The organism is Bacillus sp. NTK074B (genome assembly GCF_017303375.1).
In the GTDB taxonomy this organism is placed as follows: Bacteria; Bacillota; Bacilli; order Bacillales; family Bacillaceae_B; genus Rossellomorea.
In genome coordinates this window covers 1-230 of the sequence record NZ_JAFKOH010000331.1, presented here as the reverse complement: position 1 = coordinate 230, position 230 = coordinate 1, and the positions used below count along the sequence as shown (strand labels likewise).

The 230-nt window shown below is 43.9% G+C and carries 1 protein-coding gene; it reads right to left on the bottom strand.

What is annotated here, in order from left to right:
- Positions 1 to 230: alpha/beta hydrolase (locus JI667_RS22560; RefSeq protein WP_206858777.1), on the bottom strand; the 230-nt coding region annotated here is incomplete at both ends.

The window sequence follows — 230 nt, the reverse complement described above, 5'->3', positions numbered from 1 at the left end:
GTTTTCGAAAACGACCTTGTAGCCGTGGACATAGATGTAGATATCTTTGCGCTTGGATTGTTTTAATTTTTCATTGACTAGTTCGGCAAAACGTTCCGCCGGCTGATTCAGATCCTTAGTTATTAAATCCGGAGGCGTGAAAACCGTAATGCTGCGATCCAGGATGCCGAGCTCCTCAACTTCAGTCACTTTTAGGGGATAATTGACCGTGAGGTTCTTCAGCAAAGAAA